Here is a 22,651-nt window from a genome sequence, read left to right on the forward strand (position 1 = left end):
GTTTACAACGTTATATAGGCGCTGCGGCGCAGGCGGCAAGAGAGTTGTCGATGCGTTTCCAAAATGTGTCGGCGGCGCGCATCGCACCGGACACCCCGGCCGGCCGGACGGCGGGCCCCCGATTCTGTGACATCTCTGGACAGCCGCTTGACGGCGTGCTGTCATACCGCCGGACGCCAAATTTCTAACGTTGCAAGGAAGTTGACGCCCCCGGACCGCCGTAGGCGACAGCTGCCCTCGCCATGCGCGGAAGTACCAGGCCGGCCCAGAACCGGTTCGCCGTGGCCCCCACCTCCCGTCTCATCCCTCGACATGAGCCGAAGCCCGCACGGCCGGCAGAGCAGGAGCCCCCACCCATGCCTCTGAACCGCAGACAACTCGTCACCGGCGCCGTGGCCACCGCGGTCGCCACGGCCGCGACCAGCCGCTGGGCCACCACCGCGACCGCGGCCGAGGGCCGGGTGGCCGCCGCGCGCGGCGGCCACTACTCCCCCAACGCCGCCCCGCTCCACCCCACGGCGTTCCTGAAGCTGCCGCCGGGCCACATCACCCCGCGCGGCTGGCTGGCCGGACAGCTCAAGCTCCAGCTGGACGGCTTGTGCGGTCGCTACGAGGAGTTCTCGCACTTCCTCGACTTCACCGCCACCGGCTGGGTACGCCCCGACCGCGGCGGCTGGGAGGAGGTCCCGTACTGGCTGCGCGGATACACCGACCTCGCGATCGTCACCCGGGACGCCACGGCCCTGGCCGCCGTACGCCGCTGGATCGACGCGATCCTCACCACGCAGCAGTCCGACGGCTTCTTCGGCCCGAAATCCCTGCGGACCTCACTGAACGGCGGCCCCGACTTCTGGCCGTTCCTCCCGCTCATCCAGGCCCTGCGCTCCTGGCAGGAGTACAGCGCCGACAGCCGCGTCATCCCCTTCCTCAGCAGGTTCTTCCGCTACATGAACGCGCAGGGGCCCGGTGCCTTCAACACCAGCTGGATCGCGCTGCGCTGGGGCGACGGGCTGGACAGCGTCTTCTGGCTGTTCAACCGCACCGGAGAGACCTATCTGCTCGATCTGGCCGACAAGATCCACCGGTACGGGGCGGACTGGGGCGACAATCTCGTCAACCCGCACAACGTCAACATCGCGCAGGGCTTCCGCGAGCCCGCCCAGTACGCCCTGCGCAGCGGATCGGCCACGGACACCCGGGACACGTACGGGACGTACGGCAAGGCGATGGACCAGTACGGGCAGTTCCCCGGCGGCGGATTCGCCGGGGACGAGAACGCCCGCCCCGGGCACGGCGACCCGCGCCAGGGCTTCGAGACCTGCGGCATCGTCGAATTCATGGCGAGCCACCAGCTGCTCACGCGGATCACCGGTGATCCGCTGTGGGCCGACCGCTGCGAGGAGCTGGCCTTCAACTCGCTGCCCGCCTCGCTGGACCCGTCGGGCCGGGCCATCCACTACATCACCAGCGCGAACAGTGTCGATCTGGACAACGTGCCCAAGAAAGCGCGTCAGTTCCAGAACGGCTTCGCGATGCAGGCGTTCCTGCCCGGCGTCGACCAGTACCGCTGCTGCCCGCACAACTACGGAATGGGCTGGCCGTACTTCGCCGAGGAGCTCTGGCTGGCCACCCCGGACGGTGGTCTGGCCGCCGCCATGTACGCGAGCTGCGCGGTCACCGCGAAGGTCGCCGACGGCACCGAGGTCACGTTCACCGAGGAGACCGGCTACCCGTTCACGGACACGGTCACGCTCACTCTCACAACCCCGAAGAGCCTGCGCTTCCCGCTGGTCCTGCGGGTGCCCGCCTGGTGCGCGAAGCCGGAGATCAAGGTCAACGGGGGTGCGGTCAGCGCTCCGGCGGGCCCCGCCTTCACCCGTGTCGACCGGCAGTGGGCCAACGGTGACACGGTCACACTCCGCTTCCCCCAGACCACTGCCGTACGGACCTGGGCGGACAACCACGACTCGGTGAGCGTCGACCACGGACCGCTCACCTACTCGCTGCGGATCGGTGAGGAGTACCAGCGCATCGGGGGCACCGACCAGTTCCCTGAGTACGCGGTCCACGCCACCTCCCCCTGGAACTACGGGCTCGTGCTGGACGAGAACTCCTTGCGGCACCACTCCACCGGCCGTCCCCCCGGTGACAACCCCTTCACGCTCGGCACCACCCCGGTCAGCATGACCGCACGGGCCCGCAGGATCCCGGAGTGGACGGCGGACAGCGAGCATGTGGTGGCGCCGCTCCAGGACAGTCCGGCACTCAGCACCGAGCCGGTGGAGGACGTCACCCTCGTCCCGATGGGCGCCGCGCGACTGCGCATCACCTCGTTCCCGACGGCCGGTCCTGACGCGGAGCGGTGGTTCTCCGACCGCTGGTACCGGATCCGCAATCAGCACTCAGGCAAGGTGCTCGGCGTCGACGGTATGTCCGTGGCGGACAGCGCGCACGTCGTGCAGTTCGGGGACACCGGCACGGACGACCACCTCTGGCAGCTCGTCCCCAACGGCGACGGGTGGTACCGCGTCCGCAACCGCCACTCCGGCAAGGTCCTCGGCGTCGACGGAATGTCCACCGCCGACAGCGCCCACGTCGTCCAGTTCGGCGACACGGACACCGACGACCACCTCTGGCAGCTCGTCCCCAACGGCGGCGGCTGGTACCGCGTCCGCAACCGCCACTCCGGCAAGGTCCTCGGCGTCGACGGAATGTCCACCGCCGACAGCGCCCACGTCGTGCAATTCGCCGACAACGGCACCGCCGACCACCTCTGGCAGCTGATCTGACGCTCCAGAGGTTCCGGCACCACCGACCGCACCACCACGCACCCCTGACGGCACCACCACGCACCACCGCGCATCACTGACGGCACCACCACCGCACCACCACCCGCACCGCTCCCCGTGCCGATCCGGCGCGGGGAGCGGAACCCGTGAAGGAGAAGGACCGATGACCCGTGTGCCCATCCCCCGCCGCCGGCCGTGGTGGCAACGCTTAGCGGCCGCGACCGGCATGCTGGCGCTGGTGGCGACCGCCCTGGTCGGAGCCGGAACGGCCCCCGCCCAGGCGGCGGCCTGGACGCCGAAGCCCGCGCCGATGACCACGCCCTGGACCAACCAGGTGCCCGTCGACAATCCGCTGCCCGAGTATCCGCGTCCGCAGCTCACCCGTCCCGACTGGGCCAATCTCAACGGCATCTGGGACTTCGCGGTGACCGGTCGCGACGCCGGGCAGCCCGGCACGTTCCCCGACCAGATCCGGGTTCCCTTCGTCGCCGAGTCCGCGCTCTCCGGCATCCAGCGCAGGATCACCGAGACCGACAAGCTCTGGTACAAGCGCACCTTCACCGTCCCCGCGAACTGGAACGGCCGCCGGGTCAAGCTCAACTTCGGCGCCTCCGACTGGCAGACCACCGTCTGGGTCAACGGCACCCAGGTCGGTGCGCACAAGGGCGGGTACGACTCGTTCTCGTACGACATCACACCCCAGCTGAACGGCGGCACGAACACCGTCGTGGTCTCCGTCTACGACCCGACGCAGACCGGTGGCCAGGCCGTCGGCAAGCAGCGCATCAACGACGTGAAGCCGCATCCGGGCGGTGGCATCTTCTACACCGCGGCGTCGGGCATCTGGCAGACCGTCTGGCTGGAACCGGTCGCCGCGGCCCACATCACCCGCCTCGACATGACGCCCAACCTGGGCAACAGCACGCTCCGGGTGAAGGCGCAGACCGCGGCGGCGGGCGGCCGCAGCGTCCGGGTCACGGTCTCCAGCGGCGGGACCACGGTCGGTACGGCGACCGGCGCCGCCGGCGCCGACATCTCCGTACCCGTACCGAATCCCCGGCTGTGGAGCCCGGACGACCCGTTCCTGTACGACGTGCGGGCCGAGCTGCTCGACGGTTCGACGGCCGTGGACTCGGTCGGCGGCTATGCGGGCATGCGGTCGATCGCCGTCGCCAAGGTCGACAACATCCTGCGCCCCGTACTCAACGGAAAATTCGTCTTCCAGAGCGGCACCCTGGACCAGGGCTACTGGCCCGACGGCATCTACACCGCGCCGACCGACGCCGCGCTGAAGTCGGATCTGCAGGCCCACAAGGACCTGGGCTTCAACATGGTCCGCAAACACATCAAGGTCGAGCCGCAGCGCTGGTTCTACTGGGCGGACAAGCTGGGGCTCCTCGTCTGGCAGGACATGCCGGCGATGGACACCGGAAAGAGCCCCGACGCGGCCGCCCGTACCCAGTGGGAGGCGGAGTACCACGCGATCATCGACCAGCACCGCAGCTCGCCGTCCGTGGTCATGTGGGTCAACCAGAACGAGGGCTGGGGGCAGTACGACCAGGCCAGGATCGCCGACGAGGTGAAGGCGTACGACCCGTCCCGCCTGGTCAACAACATGAGCGGGGTCAACTGCTGCGGCTCGGTCGACGGGGGCAACGGCGATGTGGTCGACAACCACATCTACGTCGGTCCCGGAAACACCGCGCCCACCGCCACCCGGGCCGCCGTCCTCGGCGAGTTCGGCGGTCTCGGGTACAAGGTCCCCGGGCACGAGTGGTACCCGGGCGGCGGCTTCAGCTACGAGGACCAGCCGAGCATCGCCGCCCTCAACAACCGCTTCGTCGGTCTGCTCGACAGCATCCGTATCGGCCAGATGCCCGCGGGTCTCTCCGCCTCGGTCTATACGGAGATCACGGACGTCGAGAACGAGGTGAACGGCCTGCTCACCTACGACCGCCAGGTGGTCAAGGTCGACGCCGCGCGGGTGAAGGCCGCGAACCAGGCCCTCATCCAGGCCTCCCGGACGCCCGCCCCGCCGGTCACACTGCCGACCGGGCAGTACAAGTCGCTCCGGGTCACCACCCCGGGCCACACCAACAAGTACCTGCGCCACTACAACCAGCTCGCCCATACCGCGATCGTGGACGGCGGCAGTGACGGGCTGCTCAAGAACGACGCCACCTGGAAGATCGTCACCGGTCTCGCCAACAGCAACTGCTACTCGTTCGAGTCCCGCAACTATCCCGGCGAGTATCTGCGGCACCGGGACTTCCGGATCCGCCGGGACGCGAACGACGGCTCGGCCCTCTTCAAGGCCGACGCCACCTTCTGCGCGGTCGCGGGGACGGGCGGGGTGCGCCTGTCCAGTGCCAATCTCCCCGGCAGCTACCTCCGCCACATCGACTCGGAGGTGTGGCTCGCCACGCCGGGCGGCGGTCATGTCTGGGACAACCCGGCCACGTTCACCGAGGACACCACCTGGGCGGTGGAGGCTCCATGGGCTCCGTGATCTGAACCGCCGGGCCCCGTACGGGCCACGGCGGGCGGCCCGGCAGCGACGGTCCCGTCGCCGCCGGGCCGTCGCGCGTTACGGCTGTTCGGCGTCGTGGAGCGTGCTCACCTCCGCCGCGGTGAGCACCGTGTCGTACACCTTCACCTGGTCGATGGAGCCGTTCCAGAAGTCACCGTTCGCGCCGCCCCACTTGGCACGGCCCACGGAGAGCGGCCCGGTGCTGACGTCGGCGGGGCCGGCCGGGGCGGTCGCCGCGAGCGTGCCGTCGACATACAGCTTCAGTTCGTCGCCCTCCCGCACACCGACGAGGTGGTACCACTTCCCGGTCTCGGGCTTCATCTCCAGCCGAGCGCGGTGACCGCCGGGCGTGCTGAAGGCGAACGCGCCCTGGCCGTACTGGAGATAGAACGGATTCTCCGTCCGCCGGCCGTCCTGGCTGACCAGGGTGGCGTAGTTGCCCGGGAGCGCGTCGAGCGTCGCCCAGGCCGACACCGAGTAGTCCTGGGTGGTGTCGACCACGGGGCCGCGGGTCTCGGCGTACTGCCCCTGGCCGTTGAACTTGAGCGCGGAGCCCTGGACACCCGGCGTCCAGGAGGTGCCCTCGTTGAGCGTCAGGGGAGCCCGGTTGGGACCGCTGTCGGCGGCCGTCGTGCCCTTGTTCTCGTCCAGCGACCAGGCGGCGCCGCCCTTCAGCTGGTCGCGTTCACCGGCGGCCGCGCCGGCCGCGATGACCTGCTGATTGATCTGCCGCACCTTCTTCGGATCGACCTTGATCTCCCGACGGTCGTACGTCCAGAGCCCGTTGAGCTCGTTCTCCAGGTCGCTGACCTGGGTGTAGACGGAACCGGACAGTTCGGCCCCGGCCGCGGCGAGGTAGTACGTACGGGTGTTGTCGACGTACTTCGCCGTGAGGGCGTCCTTGTCCGCGACGCCGCTGTAGATCGCCGCCGGAGCGCCCGGCCACATGTGTCCCGCGGTACGGAGCGTGAAGCCCCCGTGCTCACCGTCCATCGCGGCGCGGTGGTCGGGGAACGGCGCGTCGTTGTTGACGTAGTCGTGGTGGTCGATGATGTCGCCCTTGCCCGAGTCACCCTTCGACGAGCAGCAGTTGACACCACTGTGGGCGTTGACGACGCGGGACGGGTCGTCGGCCTGGACGGCCTCGGTGATCTTTCCGGTCTCGACGCGGTCCCACTCGCCCCAGCCCTCGTTGAAGACGATCCAGCCGCCGATCGAGGGCGAGTTGTGGAGCTGCTTCATCATCTCCTTGCCCTGGGAGAGGAACGCCTGCTTGCCCTGGTCGGTGCTGATGTCGCTGGAGACGAAGTCCTGCCACACCAGCAGACCGAGCTTGTCCGCGTGGTAGTACCAGCGGGGCGACTCCACCTTGATGTGCTTGCGCACCGCGTTGAAGCCGAGGTCCTTCTGCGCCTTCAGGTCGAAGGTCAGCGCCGCGTCACTGGGCTGGGTGTACAGACCGTCGGGCCAGAAGCCCTGGTCCAGCATGGCCAGCGAGAAGAACGGCTTCCCGTTGAGTACGAGCTTCTGGTAGCCGCCGACCTTCGCGATGGCGAGGGAACGCATGCCGAAGTAGCTGTCGACGCTGTCCTTGGACCGGCCGTCCGTCAGGCTCACTTCGAGGTCGTACAGGTACGGGTCGTCCGGCGACCAGAGGTGCTGGTTCTTGACCGGCAGCGTCAGCGCGCGGTTCGCCGGTCCGGTGACCGTGCCGACGGCCTTGCCCTTCTTGTCGCGGGCGACGGCCGTGATTCGGGCGCCGGCCGAGGCGTCGGCGGAGTTGACGGTCAGCGCGAGGGTGCCCTTGTCGATGTCCGGGGTGGTCGTCAGGGAGTCCACCGCGGCGGGCGCGACCGGCTCCATCCACACGGTCTGCCAGATACCGGAGGACGGGGTGTAGACGATGCCGCCCGGGTTCGTGGACTGCTTGCCCTTCGGCTGGTTCGGTCCTGTGACATCGGTGACCGCGACGATGATCTCCTGCGGGCCGCTGCCCTTGACCGCGTCCGTGATGTCGGCGGTGAATCCGGTGTAGCCGCCCGTGTGTTCGGCGACCTTCTTGCCGTTGACCCACACGGTGGACCGGTAGTCGACGGCGTCGAAGTTGAGCTTCAGCCGCTTGCCGCCGTCGTGCCCCTTGCCGACGGACCAGTTCCTCGGCACCGTGACGAGCTTGCGGTAGAACATGTGGTCTTCGTGCCGCTCAAGACCCGACAGCTGGGACTCCACGGGGAACGGCACGATGATGCGCTCACCGAGCCGCTTGCCGAAGACCGGCTGCTCGCCCTCGGTGGCTCCGGCGAACTCCCACGGGCCGTTGAGGTTCATCCACTGGTCGCGCACCTGCTGCGGCCGGGGGTACTCGGGCAGCGGGTGGTCGCGGTCGAGCTTGTCGCCCCAGGTGGTGGTCAGCCGGTGCGTGGACCGGTTCTTGGCCGTACGGCTGATCTCGGGGACGGTCTCGCCGCCTGCCCGGAGACCGCCTTCACCGTCGTACGCGACCCGGACCTGCTGGCCCTTCTGGATCGGCGCCGCGAGCGTGACGACGAGGGCCTTGGGGTTGTTGGACGCCTTGGCCACCGACTTCACCGGCATCGGTGAGGTGTCGGCCTCGATCTTGAGGTGGTCCTTGACGCCGCCGATGTTCTCGACCTTGTCGTCGAACGTCGCCTGGAGCCGCGTACCGTCCTCGGCGACGCTCAGCGCGACGGGGTAGACCTCGAAGTCGGCCGGCGGGGTGAACGCCTCTTCCGGAACGATCTGCTTCTTCAGGTCCTGGCTGGCCCAGCGGAGGAACATGTTGGCGCCGCCGATGTCCTGGAACATCTCGAGCCGGAACTCGTGCGGCTCACCGGCGGTCAGTGCGACCGGCTCACTGTGCTGCTCGACGTCCCAGTCGGGCACCCAGTGGTCGATGACGACGCTGCCGTCGATGAAGAGCCTGAAGCCGTTGTCGCCGATCGCGGAGAAGGTGTAGTCACCGGTGGCGGGGGCCGTTATCTGGCCGGTCCAGCGGGCTGTCGTGTTCTCGGTGCGTCCGGTCGTGGACTCGAACGTCCCGGTGAGGCCAGGGAAGTTGATCTCCGGGTCGAGCGCCACGCCGCCGAGCTCGGCGAAGTCGCGAGCCCCCGGCGCGGACATCCTGAAGTACTCGCCCTTCAGACCGTGCACATCGGTGGCCGGGTCGTCGGACGCGAAGGCGATAGCGGAGGCGGCGCCGGCCGGCGGAGCGGCAGCGGCGGCCGGGACCAGGGTGGCACCGACGGGCAGCAGAAGTGCGGCCGTACACGCCAGGGCTCGGAGCAGCGTTCGGGGGCGAAATGGTTGTTGTCTCAAGGCGTCGTCCTCGTCGAAGGAACAGAAGTGCCTCGCACCTGCGGGATGCAGCAGCACATAGTCGAACATTGAGCCACAGCCCCAAACACATAACAACAGTCGTGCACGCACATTTTCAACGATGGAAAATGTGCGAACGTGCAGGTCCCCGGTGAACGGGTGTGCACCGTCCATCGGGGACCTGCCCATACGGGGGCATCGGTCCATGGCCGAAACCCTCGGGTCGGAAGGGCCTCCGGGCGGAAGCGCGGATACGAACCTCAGCCCGGCGCATCGGCGGAGGGCAGGAGAATCACCAGGCGGGCGCCGCCGAGACCACCGTTCTCGGGTGAGGGGTCCTCACCCGCGTAGGCGGAACCGCCGTGGGCACTGACGACCTTGGCGACGATGGCAAGGCCGAGGCCCGAGCCACCGGCCTCGCGGGAGCGTGCCTCGTCAAGACGGGTGAAGCGCTCGAAGACGCGGCTACGGTCCGCGGGCGCGATGCCCGCGCCGTCATCGCTGACGGCGAGTTCCACGATGCCGTCGCGCTCGCCCAGGGTGACCCGCACGCGGTGAGCGGCGTGGCGGCGGGCGTTGTCGAGGAGGTTGCGTACGACGCGGCGCAGGGCCTCGGCGTCCCCCCGCACGCGCCCGGCCGAGACGCTGCGGGCGTCGATGACGGTCTCGCTCAGGCCGTGCTGACGACGGACCTCGGCGAGGACCACCTCGTCGAGGTCGACGACGTCACGCGGCTTCGGCAACGCGGAATCCTCGCTGCGGGCCAGGGCCAGGAGGCCCTCGACGAGGTCGTGCAGACGCTGGGTGTCCTCCAGCAGTGCGGCGGCCACCAGGGGGTCGCGCTCCGGCTCGGGGTAGTTGGCGAGTACCTCCAGCTGGGAGCGGATCGCGGTGAGGGGGCTGCGCAGCTCGTGGGCGGCGTCGGCGACGAAGCGGTGTTGCGCGGCGGAGGCCGCGTCGAGCCTGGCGAGCATGTCGTTGAGCGTGACTGCCAGGGCGTGGACCTCGTCCTGGGAGGCGGGCAGGTCCAGACGGCGGTGCAGGTCGGTCGCGGTGATGTCGGTGGCCTGGCGGCGCAGCGTCTCGACGGGGCGCAGGGTGCGCCCGGCCGTGAGCGAGATCGTCCACGCGACCAGCGCCGTCAGGGTGGGGATGCCGATGGCGAGAGAGGTGATCAGGCTGGAGAGGGTGCGCTCCGGCTGGGCCAGGGACACGGCCGCGACGATCGTGGCGGGGCGTCCGTCCACCTGGATAGGCCGGGCGCGGACGCGGAAGTCGCCCCCGTCGCCGATCCCGAGGCCGTGCAGCGTCGCGGGATGGCCGTCGACGAGTGTCCGGGGCAGCGGGTGAGGGAAGCCACTGCGGCTTTCGGGGCGGCTTTCGAGTTCGGAGCTGGCCAGCACGCGACCCGAGGCGTCAAGCACCTGGACCACGTCCGCGTCGCCGCCGTTCGAGGGGATGAGGCTGTGCAGTTGGCCGTGCTCGACGAGGGAGGCGACATCGGAGACACGCTGGTGGGCTGTGGTGTCCAGGTCCCGCCACATGGAGTGTCTCAGGCCGAACAGGAGACCGAGACCGGCCAGGATCATCGCTCCGGCGACGATCGAGGTGGCCCAGAGCGTCACTCTGGAACGCAGGCTCAGTCTTCTGGTGAGCCGGGGCCACCGGTTGAGCACCGCGCGGGCGCGGGAGCGGCGCGGAGGCATTCAACCTCCTCTCCCGTCCAGTCGGTATCCGACACCGCGCACCGTCTCGACGGCGGCGCGGCCGAAGGGGGTGTCGATCTTACGGCGCAGATAACCAATGTAGACCTCGACGATATTCGGGTCACCCTCGAACCATGCGTCCCAGACCTCGGCGAGGAGTTCGGTCTTACTCACGACGGTGTCGGTGTGACGCAGCAGGAACTCCAGCAGACCGAACTCGCGGGGCGTGAGTTCGAGGAGGCTTTCGCCCCGCCCGCAGCGGTGAGCGCCCGGGTCGAGCCACAGGTCACCGGCGGTCAGCACGGCCGCGCGCTGCGGGGCGCTGCGGCGCAGCAGCGCGCGGACCCGGGCCAGCAGTACCACGAACGAGAAGGGCTTGGTCAGATAGTCGTCGGCGCCCAGGTCGAGCGCGTCCGCCTCGTCGTACTCGCCGTCCTTGGCCGTCAGGATCAGCACCGGTGTCATGACGTCGGCGGCGCGCAGCGTGCGGCAGACGTCGTAGCCGTTGCGCCTGGGGAGCATCAGGTCCAGCACGATCACGGCGTACTCGTTGCGCCGGGCCAGGAGCAGCCCCTTCTCGCCGTCCTCGGCCGTGTCCACGCCGAAGCCCTCGGCGCGCAGTCCTCGCTCGACCGCGGCGGCGATGTGCGGTTCGTCCTCGACCACCAGTATCCGCACCGGGATCTCCTCGTGCGCCGATCAGGGGGCTCAGCCGAACGGCTGAATCACCGATTCCGAGTCTAAGGGCTGTCCGGCGCCCGGTCTGCCGCTCGCTCTCAGCGTTCTCTCAGGGGCTCTCAGCGCCCGCACAGGCCGGACCCCGCACAGTGGTGATTGCTGACGTCCCGTGAGGCTCCGAGCCCACGGGACGTACCACTTACCGACGAAAGGCGGCATTGTGGCTCCGACTTTCGTGCGGCAGCGAGAGAGCGGACACGCGCCGGAACTCTCGCGCACCCCCGCATCGAAACCCGCACCAGAAGTTACCGAGATCCGAACGCCCCGCTCCGTGCCGGCCGGGCGCTGGGCGCTGATCATCGCGGGCGGCTACGCGGCCGGTCTCGCGGCCTCCGCCCTGGGCGTTCCCGCTCCCTACCTCCTGGCCTCTTTGCTGGTAGGAGCCGCGCTGGCACTGTCGGGTGTGGTCCGCGACCGGCTTCCCGGGCCCGCGAACCGCTCGTCCCAGGCGCTCGTCGGCGCGCTCATGGGCAGCTATCTGACCTCGGCCGCCCTGGTGTCCGCGGCGCCGGCCGCGCTGCCGCTCACCGCGGTCACCGCAGCCACGATCGCGCTCAGTGTGGCGGTCGCGTTGTTCATGGCGCGAAGAGGGCGGATCAGCCGGCCCAGTGCGGTCCTCGGCATGGTGCCGGGCGGCTCGGCCGCAATCGTGACCTGCGCCGACGAGCTCAAGGCCGATGTGCGGCTAGTCGCCTTCACCCAGTATCTGCGCGTGGGACTCGTCGCGACCACAGCGCCACTGGCCGCCCACTGGATGGTATCCGCCTCGTCCGGGGGGCCAGGCGGCGGACTGGCCGGGGGCGGGCCTGGCCCGGGGCTCCTGCACCTGGTCGCGGGATCGGACCAGCTGACCGGTCTGCTGACGCTCGCTGCCGTTTCGGTGGCGGGAGTCCGGCTCGGCCGCCGGCTGCGCCTTCCCACACCCGCGTTGATCGGTCCCATGGTCGCCGGCCTCGCCGCCACCATGAGCGGCGTCGTGCCGTCCTTCGCTCCCACCGGGTTGCTGGAGAACGTCATCTTCGTCCTGATCGGTCTGGACGTCGGCGTGCGCTTCACCCGTGACACGCTTCGACGGGTACGGCTGCTGCTGCCCTCGATCCTGGCCGGGATGGCGGCCGTATGCCTGGGCTGCACCGGACTGGCGTGGATCTTCGCCAAGGCAACGGGCATGCCGGTCATCGACGCCTATCTCGCCACGACTCCGGGAGGGATCAACGCGGTCCTCGCCACGGCGGTCTCCTCGCATGCGGATGTCGCCCTGGTCTCGACCGTACAGAGCCTGCGCCTCCTGGTCGTGGTGCTGGTGACGCCCATGATCACTCGCCTGCTGGCATCACGATGGCCGGAGCGCGGCGGCGCCGTGGCCGCGGGCAGAACACGGGACCAGTGTTCCGCGGAGGTCGACGGCCCGCTCCGGCGGTGGTGAGAAGCATCGTGACTGTCTCTCCGCCGCCGAAGCGGGGCGGACGCGGAATGTGTTGCCTCGGCTGCTCCGGTACGCCGCCGAGGCACGCTGGGCAGGGTGCACGCCCCGCCGGCGTCGGCTGTGTCAGCCGCGGCCGTCCGGGTGGAGAACAACCTTGGTCCAGCCGTCGTCGCGAGCGTCGAAGTGCTCGTAGGCGGAGGGAGCTTCGTCAAGATTGATCTCGTGCGAGACGATGAAGCCGGGATCGGCCTTGCCGCCGGCGATCAGGTCACGCAGGGCCCGGTTGTACCTCTTCACCGGGGCCTGGCCGGTGCCGATCTTCTGGCCCTTGAACCACATCAGGCCGAAGTCGATCGGCACCTTGCCGTGGGCTTCGAGATCTCCTTGAGCGTCCGCGCCGCCCGGGTCCTGGGGCAGGAACACGCCCACCACGCCGATGCTGCCGGTGAAGCGGACCGAATCGATCAGGCCGTTGAGAGTCAGGCTGGCGTCCTCGTGCCCCTGCGGGTCGTGAGCCTGGTAGCCGACGCATTCGCAGCCGTTGTCGGCGCCCAGTCCGAGAGTTGCTTCCTTCACGACCTCGGCCGGGCTCTGCTCGGCGGTGTTGATGGGGATCGCCCCCATCTCTTCGGCTATGCGCAGCCGGTCCGGCTGGTGATCGGCCACCCACACCCGGCCGGCGCCCTTGAGGATCGCCGAGTAGGCCGCCATCAGCCCCACGGGGCCCGCACCGTAGACGAGGGTCTGGTCTCCGGGTTTGACGCCTGCCATCTCGGTGGCGTGGTAGCCGGTGGGAAAGATGTCGGCCAGCATCACGTAGTCCAACTGGCGCTGGGCCGCGTCCTCGCCCAGGCGCAGAGCGTTGAAGTCGCCGTACGGCACGCGCAGCAGTTCGGCCTGGCCGCCCTGATAGGGCCCCATGTCCGCGAACCCGTAGGCGGCACCGGCCAGGGAGGGTTCCGGCTGCATGGTCAGGCAGTAGTTCGTCAGGCCCTTCTCGCACTGCTTGCAGAAACCGCAGGAGATGTTGAACGGCAGGACCACGTACTCCCCGACCTTGACCTTGCTGACCGCGGAGCCGACCTCAACGACCTTCCCCAGGTTTTCGTGTCCAAGGGTGCGCCCCGTCTCGAAGGAGGTGCGCCCTTCGTACATGTGCAGGTCGGATCCGCAGATGTTGGTAGTCGTGATCTTCACGATGATGTCGCAGGGATGCTCGATCTTCGCGTCCGGTACGTCCTTCACCGTGACCGTCCGCGGTCCTTCGTATACCGCTGCCTTCATAATCGTACCCTTGTTGCCACCACGCACCCAGGCCGACCTGCTGCGCATGGTGGCGGTCCGATGGTGGTGCTCACCCCCACCTGGAGACAAGCAAGCTCCTCTCCACCGTCCCACCCGGATCCCACCCCCGCCACCTCACGCACCCCTGGACGACCCGGCGGCCCGGGGCATTGACCTGCTGGCGGGTGTCACCAACTGCTCTGTAATCGAAGCCCTGTTGAGCTGGCGGTGGCGAGCGCGGCTCTGTCAAGAACTCAGCCGCGATGAATGAAGCGATCAGGAGGATTCAGATGGGAACACTACGGCGGGGTGATCATCAGCCAGCAGTCCGGCTCCCAGTGCGGGGCCTACGCCATCTACACCATCCAGAAGACGGCCTGACGGGACCGCCTTTCCCGCGTACGGTCGGGCGCGTGGCGGACGCGGCCGCGCCGTCTGTCAGGCGGACGGGGCGGAGACGGCGGCGAGGAGATAGAGACAGCCGCCCGTCGCCACCGTCACCCCGGCCACGACCGGGGTCCAGGCCGCCAGGCGTGCGGCAGCCATCCTGCCGGTGCAGTCGCTTGTCCAGAATGGCGAAGCCGCGGATGGTGGCGACGCCGACGCCGACGCAGGTCAGTCGCCGCCATCCCGATCCCGAAGACGATGACAGGGGCCACCGGGCCGAGGGCGCGGCTGGTCAGCAGCCCGCTGACCAGCACCAGGAAGGCGGACGGCGACCGCGACATCATGTGCGTCGTCTACGACCCGGACGCGGACCTGAAGCACTCGGCGCCGACAACGACCTGACGGCCCGTCAGCGGTGGTCCGGTACGGGAACGCCGGCGCCGGCCGGCCCGTGGGCGATAGAGTCCACCCGTGCGTTGATTTCCTGAGCGGCGGCCATCCGCCGCCGCAGACGGTGCGGGCGACCCCGGTAGCCGGTGGCCGCCCCGGCAGGCATGTCCGTCGCCATCCCACCGGAGATCACGCAATGACCGCTCAGCAACCCCTCAGCTACGACACGTTCCTCGAACTCGCCGCCGCCGACCCGGCCGTCGTCGGCCTCGTGCTCAAAGGTTCTTACGCTCACGAGGGCATGGCCACCGAGCACTCCGACCATGACCTGTACGTCGTCCTCGCAGATGGCGCGACGACGGAGCTCGCTCGTTTCGCCGGCCACCGCACGGCCGAGCTGGACCTCGTCCTCGTTTCCCTCGCCGACTTCCGGACCACCGGGATGCCCGGCTTCGAGCGTTATGCGCTCGCCCGCGCCCGCATCGTGCTGGACCGTCTCGATGGCGGCATCGCCCGGATTCTGACCGCCAAGGCACGGCTCGACGCCGATGAGGCGTTCCGGGGTGCCGGCGAGTGGCTCGACGCCTATGCCAACTCCCTCTACCGCTCCGTGAAGAACGACCGCGACGGACAGCCGCTCGCCGCCCGGCTCGACGCCGCCGACAGCATCGGCTTCCTGCTGGAGCTGCTCTTCGCTCTGGACCGTCGCCCCCGGCCTTACAACAAGTACCTGCGCTGGGAACTCACGCGGTACCCACTGCCCGGCTGGGACACCGGCCATCTGTTGGAGGTCGTGGACCGCATCTTGGGGACGGGCGACGTATCCCTTCAACGGCGTCTCTTCGCTCGTGTCGAGGCGGCAACCCGGCTCGTCGGGCACGGCGCGGTGCTGGACGCATGGGGCGAGGACCTGGACCTGATGCGACCTCGATAGCGGGCGCCCGGGCGCTCTGCCCACTCCGGAGCACCGCCGACGGCCATGAGCGCCAAGCAAACGCGACATTGGCATAGACCTGACAATCGACCTCGGTTAGGCTCCCGCCGAGCAAGCCCTGAGAGCGCTCTCAGGGCTTGCCTCTGTCACCCTCATGGCGCTTCAACCCCCCAGAAAGGCCAAAGCCTTGAGAAACGCCTTCGCGATCCGCGCCGGTCTTGCCCTCCTGCTGCTCAGCGGCTGGACCACGGCCGGCTTGACTGCGGCCTCGGCGGCCCCCACCGCCTCCACCCCCTCGGCGGCGCCCGTGTCCACCGGTCTGCTCGACGCCATGCAGCGCGACCTCGGGCTGACAAAGCCGCAGGCCACGGCTCGTCTGGCCGCCGAGAAGAAGGCGACCGCGGTAGAGAGCCGGGCCAAGGAAGCCGCCGGCTCCGCCTACGGTGGCTCGTGGTTCGACGCCGACAGCGCCACGGTGACCGTGGCTGTCACCAGCGCGGCGAAGGCCTCCGCGATCCGCGCGGCCGGCGCGACCCCCCGCGTCGTGCGGCACTCGGCCCAGCAGCTGGACGCGGTCAAGAAGAAGATCGACCAGCTCAAGGCCCCGCGCGGCGTCAGCAGCTGGCAGGTCGATGACCGCACCAACCGTGTCGTGGTGAACGTCGCGGCCGCCGACCGAGCCGACAGCGATGTCCGGGCTTTCGTCTCCCGCGCCCTGAAGGCGGGCCCCGTCACGGTCCGCGAGGACGCCGAGGCCCCGCGCACGACGGCCGCCGGCACGGTGGGCGGTGACCCGTACTACACCGGCAACGTCCGCTGCTCGATCGGCTTCTCCGTCCACGGCGGCTTCGTCACGGCCGGCCACTGCGGCGGCGCGGGCGCCTCGGTGAGCGGCTGGGACGGCTCCTACATAGGCAACTTCCAGGGATCGACCTTCCCGGGCAACGACTACGCCTGGGTCAATGTGGGCAGCGGCTGGTGGACCACCCCCGTGGTCCTCGGCTGGGGCCAGGTCCCCGACCAGCTCGTCCGCGGCTCCAACGAAGCCCCTGTCGGCGCCTCCATCTGCCGGTCCGGCTCCACCACACACTGGCACTGCGGTGTCATCCAGGGCAAGAACATCACCGTCAACTACAGCCAGGGCGCGGTGTACTCGATGACCCAGACCAGCGTATGTGTCGAAGGCGGTGACTCCGGCGGCTCCTACATCAGCGGTGACCAGGCGCAGGGCATCACCTCCGGCGGCTCCGGCAACTGCACCAGCGGCGGCCAGTCGTTCTACCAGCCCATCAACCCGGTCCTCAGCCGCTACGGCCTGACACTCCACACCGCCTGACGCCTAACGCGTCGACGGAACAGGAAACGCCGCATCCTTTCGGGGCGCCGGCGGCCGGGCAGAGGCTTCATGCCGGGCCGTCGGCGAACCATGGCCGAGGCGCCGCGAACTCCCGCAATGCCTGTCCGTAGCGGCCGCCGAAGTCGATCCTGGTGACATGCTTGACCGCGAACTTGGACGGCTCGTCGTGCCATCGAGCATCAGGGTCGATCAAATGCAGTCCAAGCGATTTCCGCCTGAGACCGACCAGCGCGCCGATCCAGCACGCGTCGGTCCTCCGGTGCTCGGTGTGGACACCGAGCAGGCCGTAGTGCCGGCTGCCTGCCACCAGTAGTTCGTGCAGATCACGTGGCAGAACACCGCCCATCGGCTTCGCCACCGGCCAGTGCCCGCGCCGTCGCAGGGCGCGGACGGTCAGCGAATTCTCATCGCCGCGCCGCTTCACCCGGGTGATGTCGCTCGTCCGCACCGCCGTATAGCCGTCGACCAGCACGTCCGTACATGGTGCGAGCAGCGTCCACGCGCCGCTCGCGCCGACGACGAACCCTTCGATCGAATCGGCGCCCCGGATAGATCTGTCGATGCGGACGAGGTTCCCGGTACTGGCCGCTCGGTCCAGCTTGCGTCTGGTCCCGTCCAGAACGGCGGAGGGACGCTCCTGTGAGCCTTTCACCCGCTCATCATCCTGCCGGACAAGCGCAGTCGGCCACCCAATTACGACGGCTGCCACGGTGGCCCTGCCGGGGCGTGAAAGCGTGTTCCGGCCATGTGCGGCAGCGGTGCGCACGGAGGGCGTGGGGCGGAAGGGGCGGGGTGCGACGACAGATCACAGGGGCGCGGCAGGACCGGCCGACGCGCGCCGCGCCCCGTGGTGGTGGAGCGGGTTCCGGAGCCCCTGGGGCAGGTGCGGCGGGCACCGGAACGGCTGGCGGAGAACGCCACAGCGGGGCCGTTCTTCTGCGACTGTGAGCGCCGGACTCCAAGCGTGTGACGCACCGTCGGGACGCGGGCGGGCACGTACTTCCGTGGTTCTCCACGGCCGCCGCAGGTCAGCGCCGAGGCCGCCCGTCCCGCGACCGCACACGCCGGACTTCCGCACCACAGCACCGGACCGCGCAGGCAGCACCGACCTCACCAACAGGGGGTACGCCCATGCACGCCCGCACCGCAGCTCCGTCGAACAGACCCGTCCGGGCCGTTCTGCTCATCATGGGGATGCTGGCCGCACTGCTGGCCGCCGCCCTGCCCGCCGCCGGCACCGCCCAGGCCGCCGTCCCCGACCGCTGGGGGTTCGCCTACCTGGACAACGCGACCCCGCCCCCCGGCTACGTACCCGACCCCTCCCGTCAGTGGGGCAGCTGGGTCTCTCCGTCCGCCAACCCCGTCAGGGTCGACCAGCTCGGCCTCGGCTCGTACGTGGTGCACTTCCCGCAGATCGGCGGCCCGGGCGGGATCGCCCACGTCACCGCGGTCAACAGCGCCGCTCACTGGTGCCAGCTCGCCGGCTGGCAGCCCGCGGGATCCGGTGAGGACGTCTACGTGAACTGCTATCTCCCCAGCGGCGCACCCGACAACTCCACCTTCACCGTCCTCTACACCAGCAGCAGCGGCGCTCCCGCCACGCCGACCGGCTCGTACGGCTATGTGTACTCCGACAGCAGCGGCACGGTTCTCACCCAGTACAACTCCACCGGGGCGGTGAACACGGTGAGCAAGGGCTCGACCGGCATCTGGAAGGCGTGGCTGCCCGGTCTCGGGCTGTCCGGCTACGCCGGCAACCTCCAGGTCACCGCGGTCGATGCGCAGCAGGGGGCACACTGCAAGGTGTCCGACTGGGCGCCGGGCTCCACCGGGCAGACCGTCGTGGTCGCCTGCTACGACGCGTCCAACGCACCGTACGACGCCAAGTGGACCCTGAGCTACTCCTATCTGCGGGCGGTCCACGGACCGGCCTTCCCGCCGAGGTCGTTCGGCTACCTCTGGTACAACGGATCGCTGCCCCCGCTGACCAACTACAACTCCCACGGCGCCACCAACACCCTCGGCGGCTCGGGAGCGCCCTTCGTCGTCACCCTGCCGTCGGTGGCCGTCCCCTCGGACACCGCTCAGACCACCGCCTACGGCAGCGGCCCCGGATACTGCGGCCTGTACGCCCCCTGGGCCAGGCCCGGCGGCGCCGTCCAGCTCTACGTCAACTGCTTCGGCCCTGGCGGAACGCCGGTGAAGGCCCCCTTCTTCACCGCGTACACCTCTGCCTTCTGACCTCTGTTCCGGTCGGGCCGTCAAGGACGGCGAGGGCCGGCCGTTGCTCCCGGTGCGAGGCGAGCCGGGAGCAACGGGGGAACCGCGCCGGGCTTGCGCCCTGACACGGCCTGCGCCGCGCCTGTCCCGTCACCTGTGGTCAACACTCAAAGGGGCGACGCAGCACCCAGGGCAGCAGGAACCACATGGCGGCGAACAACATTACGGTGACGGCGGTGATGGTGGCAGCCGCCGTGTGCCCGAGTACCACATCCGTCACGAGCAGGACGGCGCCGTTGATGGCAAGGGCAAGGAAGAAGAGTCCGACGAGAGCGAGCCGTGCGGACACGTCTACGATGCGGCGTTTGGCGCCCCTGTGGAAGAGCCCCCGGTGCAGGGCCACGGGAGTGGAGAGAATCACCGAGGCCACCACGGTCAGCAGCAGCGTCGCGATGTAGGCGCCGGTCTGAAACTCACTGAGCTGGCCGAAGCGACTGGTGAACGCGAGGCCGAGCAGGAAAGCGAAGACGATCTGGACGCCGGTCTGAATGACCCGCAGCTCCTGCAGGAGCTCCACCAGGTTGCGGTCGGCCCGCTCCGCGGGTGTCTCCGGGCGCCGCACCCAGGGCTGCTCCGGCATCGTCGTCATGGCCTCACTATGCCGCGACCGGTAGGGCCACGCATGCCCGGACACCGACGTGTCTCGTCAATCGACATGACGACACCCCTGCCGTGTTACTGCCGTTTTCGCCATTCCCCCGTGTGCTGGTGGGTGGCCATCAGGTAGGTGACCGTTCGGCTGACGTCGCTGGCGGAGATGATGCCGACGAGCCGTTCGTCCTCCAGCACCAGCACTCTGTGCTCCGCGCCGGGCTCCATACGCGGCAGGAGGTCCGCCAGCGGGACGTCCGGCGCCACTGTGGTGACCTGCGCCAACGGCAGCATCGCGTCCCCGACCGTACGAGACTCCCGCTGCTCCTCGGGTACGCGCCTGGCACGGTCCAGGGTGACCAGCCCCTCCGCCTTGCCTCCTTCACTCACCACGGGGAAAGCCGAGTACCGATACCGGTGGCGGGGGTCGGTGAGGAACTGCGAGACGGTCAGCCCGATCGGCACGGTAACCGGGTCGGGGGTCATGGCTTGCCGGACCGGGATGCCCCCCAAGGTGGTCCGCACCTGCGCCTGCCGTCCTTCAGCGGTGGCGGCGGCGATGAGGAACCAGCCGATCAGGGACAGCCAGAGTCCCTCGAAGGTGCGGGTCACGACGAACAGGAGAAAGCCGGCCGCGACGAGCAGCCAGCCGAAGGCGCGTCCCGCGGCGCTCGCGTTGATCGTCGCCCGCAGCCGGTCTCCGGTCCGACGCCACAGGAGGGCACGCAGCAGCCGGCCTCCGTCCAGCGGAGCGGCCGGGATGGCGTTGAACAGGGCAAGGAGGACATTGATCACGGCCAGCCAGAGCACCGCCTCCACGAGCAGTCCCGAGGCATGCCCGAGATGGAGGAGCCAGGCGCAGAGGCCGAAGAGCACTCCGAGCAGGAGGCTGACCAGAGGGCCGACCCCTGCGATACGCACTTCCGCGGCCGGATTCGTCGCCTCCGATCTCATCCGGGCCACGCCGCCGAGAAGCCACAGTGTGATGTCCTCCACCTGCACCCCGTTACGCCGGGCGACGATGGCATGGGCGAGTTCGTGGGCGAGGAGCGAGGCGAAGAAGAACAGGGATGTGACGAGTGCGGCACCCCAGTACAACGCGGGCGTGTGCCCGGGCTCCACTTGCGGGAAGCGGCCCTGCGCGAGGCCCAGCGCGAGCAGGAAGAAGATCACCAGGACACTCCAGTGCACCCCGATCCGCACCCCGGCGATCCGTCCCAGCGAGAAGGTTGCTCGCACGTCACTCTCCCTCTCTGATCGGCGTTCTGTCCGATACGTCAGCCGACGGAACGCTGCTCCCATGGTGCGGCCGTCAGGACCGCGCGGCATCCGAAGCGCGGCGCCCTGGGCGCCGCAGAGCCCATCGCAGGCAGGGGCGGCTCAGGAAGCACTCGGTTCAGGGCAGGCGGCGCAGGACGTCGCCGAGGGTTGCCACACCTTCGCTGATGTCCGTGGGCGAGCTCGCCGCGTAGCCGAGGACCAGCCCGGGGCGTGCTGCGTGCTGGCTGTGCCAGGACAGTGGCTGCACCTTCACACCACGGGCAAGTGCGGCGGCAGCGAGGTCGGTGTCGGCGAACTCGGCGTCGAACGTGATCATCAGGTGCAAGCCCGCCGCGGCGCCATGTACGACCGCATGCGGAAGGTGGGTTCTGATCGCGTCGACCATGGCGTCCCGGCGACGGCGGTGGCGTGTGCGCAGGACCCGCAACTGGCGTTCCATCTCGCCCGATTCCATGAACTGGGCCAGCACCTGCTGCGGCAGTACCGCGTTGCCGAGGTCGGCGAAACGCTTGGCGGCGATCAGAGCGTCCTGATACCTCGGCGGCGCGAGAACCCAGCCGATGCGCAGAGCGGGGGCGAGGAGCTTGGATACGCTCCCGGCATAGCAGACGTGACGGGGAAGTACGGATCGCAGGGCGGGGACCGGAGGCCGGTCATAGCGGTGCTCGGCGTCGTAGTCGTCCTCGATGATCAGTCCCTCGTTCCCGGTGGCCCAGCCCATCAGTTCACGACGCCGAGCACCACTGAGCACCACTCCGGTCGGGAACTGATGCGCGGGCGTCAGCAAAACGGCTGGAGCGGCCGTGTCGCGCAGTGCGTCGACGCGCGCGCCGTGGGAGTCGACCGGGACCGGCGGGGTGTCCAGCCGTTGATCGCGCAGAAGCTGGCGGGCCCCGAGTGATCCCGGGTCCTCCACGGCCACCGCGGAGATCCCGTCGTCGTACAGCACGCGTCCGAGCAGGCTGAGTGTCTGGGAGGTGCCGGCGACGATGAGTATCTCGGCCGGGTCCGCCCTGATCGCCCGGTTGCGGGCGAGCCAGTTGGCGATGGCGTGACGCAGTGCCGGTGTCCCACGAGGGTCTCCGTATCCGAGGTCGGACGCCGGGAGGTTCGCGAGCACGTTGCGTTCGGCACGCAGCCACGCCGATCGCGGAAACGCGGCAAGGTCGGGCACGCCGGGCGACAAGTCGATCCGGGCGGGTGCCGCTCGCACCGAGTCGAAAATGTCCGCACCGGGTGCGGCAGCGAACAGCGCACTCGGCGACGGTCGAGCGCCGGGCGTGGCCGGGGGAACTTCCGGCGGCGAGGCGGGAGCGGCGACAACGATCGTTCCGTTGCGCCCTTGTCCTGCCACGTGCCCGTCCTCTGTCAGTCGCTGGTACGCCTCTGTGACCACGCCGCGGGACACCCGCAGTTCGCCGGCGAGTACCCGGGTGGCCGGCAGCCTGGTCCCCACCGGCAGGCGGTGGTCCGATATCGCGAGCCGAAGCTGCCGGGCCAGCCAGTCGGATCGCCTGCCCACCGGCGCGTCGTCGATGTTCAGTTGCAGGAAGTCGGATCCGGACACTATGGACTGGTCGGAGGAGGGCCGATTGGACCTGTTCATCGAGCCATAGTGGCAG

Annotated in this window: 15 protein-coding genes; 7 read left to right on the forward strand and 8 right to left on the reverse strand. The window is 69.4% G+C overall.

All coding sequences use genetic code 11. The annotated features are described in order from the left end of the window. Positions 1-356: 356 nt before the first annotated feature. Both ACZ6MZ_RS23890 and ACZ6MZ_RS23895 read left to right on the forward strand, forming a co-directional pair. A complete protein-coding gene (locus tag ACZ6MZ_RS23890; protein ID WP_469354167.1) occupies positions 357-2,789 on the forward strand; it encodes an RICIN domain-containing protein in 2,433 nt (810 codons plus the stop codon). 163 nt (positions 2,790-2,952) lie between these two features. Then, positions 2,953-5,298, forward strand: coding sequence for an AbfB domain-containing protein (locus ACZ6MZ_RS23895; protein WP_389790146.1), 2,346 nt, complete (start codon positions 2,953-2,955; stop codon positions 5,296-5,298). A gap of 78 nt (positions 5,299-5,376) precedes the next feature. Here the strand turns inward: ACZ6MZ_RS23895 and ACZ6MZ_RS23900 are convergent, their stop codons facing one another. From ACZ6MZ_RS23900 to ACZ6MZ_RS23910, 3 genes are all read right to left on the reverse strand, one after another. Further along, on the reverse strand, positions 5,377-8,724 hold the full coding sequence (locus tag ACZ6MZ_RS23900; RefSeq protein WP_469354169.1) for a LamG-like jellyroll fold domain-containing protein: 3,348 nt from the start codon (positions 8,722-8,724) through the stop codon (positions 5,377-5,379). 191 nt (positions 8,725-8,915) lie between these two features. Further along, positions 8,916-10,361, reverse strand: a complete 1,446-nt coding sequence (locus tag ACZ6MZ_RS23905) for a sensor histidine kinase (protein WP_469354171.1) — start codon at positions 10,359-10,361, stop codon at positions 8,916-8,918. Further along, complete coding sequence (locus tag ACZ6MZ_RS23910; RefSeq protein WP_469354173.1) at positions 10,362-11,039, reverse strand: response regulator transcription factor; 678 nt, start codon at positions 11,037-11,039, stop codon at positions 10,362-10,364. Positions 11,040-11,274: 235 nt separating this feature from the next. Here ACZ6MZ_RS23910 and ACZ6MZ_RS23915 point away from each other — a divergent pair, with 235 nt between their 5' ends. Further along, positions 11,275-12,525 carry an AbrB family transcriptional regulator gene (locus ACZ6MZ_RS23915; RefSeq protein ID WP_469354396.1) on the forward strand — a complete coding sequence of 417 codons (1,251 nt, stop codon included), beginning with the start codon at positions 11,275-11,277 and terminating at the stop codon, positions 12,523-12,525. Positions 12,526-12,648: 123 nt separating this feature from the next. On the opposite strand, the gene ACZ6MZ_RS23920 is transcribed toward ACZ6MZ_RS23915, so the two are convergent. Further along, positions 12,649-13,809: a glutathione-independent formaldehyde dehydrogenase gene (locus ACZ6MZ_RS23920; protein WP_469354174.1), complete on the reverse strand. Its 1,161-nt coding sequence runs from the start codon at positions 13,807-13,809 to the stop codon at positions 12,649-12,651. Positions 13,810-14,454: 645 nt separating this feature from the next. Here ACZ6MZ_RS23920 and ACZ6MZ_RS23925 point away from each other — a divergent pair. The 3 genes from ACZ6MZ_RS23925 to ACZ6MZ_RS23935 all read left to right on the forward strand — a co-directional run bounded on the left by ACZ6MZ_RS23925 (position 14,455) and on the right by ACZ6MZ_RS23935 (position 16,856). Next, positions 14,455-14,598, forward strand: a complete 144-nt coding sequence (locus ACZ6MZ_RS23925) for a hypothetical protein (protein ID WP_469354176.1) — start codon at positions 14,455-14,457, stop codon at positions 14,596-14,598. Between the two features lie 184 nt (positions 14,599-14,782). Continuing rightward, the gene (locus ACZ6MZ_RS23930) at positions 14,783-15,520 is read left to right on the forward strand and encodes a hypothetical protein (protein WP_469354178.1); all 738 of its coding nucleotides are present in this window, start codon (positions 14,783-14,785) and stop codon (positions 15,518-15,520) included. Between the two features lie 154 nt (positions 15,521-15,674). Then, the gene (locus ACZ6MZ_RS23935) at positions 15,675-16,856 is read left to right on the forward strand and encodes a S1 family peptidase (RefSeq protein WP_469354180.1); all 1,182 of its coding nucleotides are present in this window, start codon (positions 15,675-15,677) and stop codon (positions 16,854-16,856) included. A gap of 67 nt (positions 16,857-16,923) precedes the next feature. On the opposite strand, the gene ACZ6MZ_RS23940 is transcribed toward ACZ6MZ_RS23935, so the two are convergent. Next, positions 16,924-17,586, reverse strand: a complete 663-nt coding sequence (locus ACZ6MZ_RS23940) for a hypothetical protein (protein ID WP_469354182.1) — start codon at positions 17,584-17,586, stop codon at positions 16,924-16,926. Positions 17,587-18,008: 422 nt separating this feature from the next. Between ACZ6MZ_RS23940 and ACZ6MZ_RS23945 the strand changes: the two genes are divergently transcribed. Next, positions 18,009-19,118, forward strand: a complete 1,110-nt coding sequence (locus tag ACZ6MZ_RS23945) for a hypothetical protein (RefSeq protein WP_384328043.1) — start codon at positions 18,009-18,011, stop codon at positions 19,116-19,118. A gap of 139 nt (positions 19,119-19,257) precedes the next feature. Here ACZ6MZ_RS23945 and ACZ6MZ_RS23950 read toward each other — a convergent pair whose 3' ends face one another. The 3 genes from ACZ6MZ_RS23950 to pdxR all read right to left on the reverse strand — a co-directional run bounded on the left by ACZ6MZ_RS23950 (position 19,258) and on the right by pdxR (position 22,635). Beyond that, the gene (locus tag ACZ6MZ_RS23950) at positions 19,258-19,746 is read right to left on the reverse strand and encodes a DUF6328 family protein (protein ID WP_384182638.1); all 489 of its coding nucleotides are present in this window, start codon (positions 19,744-19,746) and stop codon (positions 19,258-19,260) included. 86 nt (positions 19,747-19,832) lie between these two features. After that, positions 19,833-20,987 (reverse strand): site-2 protease family protein, encoded by a 1,155-nt coding sequence (locus tag ACZ6MZ_RS23955; RefSeq protein ID WP_469354184.1) that lies wholly within the window; start codon positions 20,985-20,987, stop codon positions 19,833-19,835. A 157-nt stretch (positions 20,988-21,144) separates the two neighbouring features. After that, a complete protein-coding gene (gene pdxR, locus ACZ6MZ_RS23960; protein ID WP_469354185.1) occupies positions 21,145-22,635 on the reverse strand; it encodes a MocR-like pyridoxine biosynthesis transcription factor PdxR in 1,491 nt (496 codons plus the stop codon). Positions 22,636-22,651: the final 16 nt, after the last annotated feature.

Source organism: Streptomyces sp. NPDC042201 (assembly GCF_055582185.1).

Excerpts from the sequence above, each read along its gene's own strand:
- ACZ6MZ_RS23945 (WP_384328043.1), top strand. The coding sequence starts at position 18,009 with ATGCACGCCCGCACCGCAGCTCCGTCGAACAGACCCGTCCGGGCCGTT.
- ACZ6MZ_RS23950 (WP_384182638.1), bottom strand. The coding sequence starts at position 19,746 with ATGACGACGATGCCGGAGCAGCCCTGGGTGCGGCGCCCGGAGACACCC.
- ACZ6MZ_RS23900 (WP_469354169.1), bottom strand. The coding sequence starts at position 8,724 with ATGTTCGACTATGTGCTGCTGCATCCCGCAGGTGCGAGGCACTTCTGT.
- ACZ6MZ_RS23920 (WP_469354174.1), bottom strand. The coding sequence starts at position 13,809 with ATGAAGGCAGCGGTATACGAAGGACCGCGGACGGTCACGGTGAAGGAC.
- ACZ6MZ_RS23890 (WP_469354167.1), top strand. The coding sequence starts at position 357 with ATGCCTCTGAACCGCAGACAACTCGTCACCGGCGCCGTGGCCACCGCG.
- ACZ6MZ_RS23905 (WP_469354171.1), bottom strand. The coding sequence starts at position 10,361 with ATGCCTCCGCGCCGCTCCCGCGCCCGCGCGGTGCTCAACCGGTGGCCC.
- pdxR (WP_469354185.1), bottom strand. The coding sequence starts at position 22,635 with ATGAACAGGTCCAATCGGCCCTCCTCCGACCAGTCCATAGTGTCCGGA.
- ACZ6MZ_RS23895 (WP_389790146.1), top strand. The coding sequence starts at position 2,953 with ATGACCCGTGTGCCCATCCCCCGCCGCCGGCCGTGGTGGCAACGCTTA.
- ACZ6MZ_RS23930 (WP_469354178.1), top strand. The coding sequence starts at position 14,783 with ATGACCGCTCAGCAACCCCTCAGCTACGACACGTTCCTCGAACTCGCC.
- ACZ6MZ_RS23925 (WP_469354176.1), top strand. The coding sequence starts at position 14,455 with ATGACAGGGGCCACCGGGCCGAGGGCGCGGCTGGTCAGCAGCCCGCTG.
- ACZ6MZ_RS23935 (WP_469354180.1), top strand. The coding sequence starts at position 15,675 with ATGGCGCTTCAACCCCCCAGAAAGGCCAAAGCCTTGAGAAACGCCTTC.